The organism is Intestinimonas butyriciproducens (assembly GCF_016901775.1).
Taxonomy (GTDB): domain Bacteria; phylum Bacillota; class Clostridia; order Oscillospirales; family Butyricicoccaceae; genus Pseudobutyricicoccus.
Genome location: NZ_JACJKW010000053.1, coordinates 1 through 364 on the forward strand (window position 1 = coordinate 1; position 364 = coordinate 364).

1 protein-coding gene is annotated in these 364 nt (G+C 49.7%); it reads left to right on the plus strand.

Going from position 1 to position 364, the window contains the following annotated elements:
• Positions 1-51 precede the first annotated feature (51 nt).
• Positions 52-364: hypothetical protein (locus H6A25_RS12545; protein ID WP_204752456.1), on the plus strand; the 313-nt coding region annotated here is incomplete at its 3' end.

Here is a 364-nt window from a genome sequence, read left to right on the forward strand (position 1 = left end):
TATAGCCACGCCGGCATAACAATTACGGCGACAACATCTCAGGAGGAAGCATTGCCGGATCCGGATAGTGTAACTGCAAAACCGCACGGAACGCAGATCACTTCCGGAGATGAGTATAATGCCGTTCTGACAGCGCTTTCTTCTAAGTATGACGGGGCGGTATCGTCCGCATTTACTCTTTATAACTATGCTGTGCGCGATGACTCGCAGACCGCATACACTTTCCCAACTGATACGGAGTATACCATCGCCGGATTAAGCAGCGGCATGGATTCGCAAGCGGCGTTTTTCGCCTATGCGAACGGAAAACTGACTCCGCTTGTGATTACTCATACTGATGAAACCAGCTATGGTACGATTACGA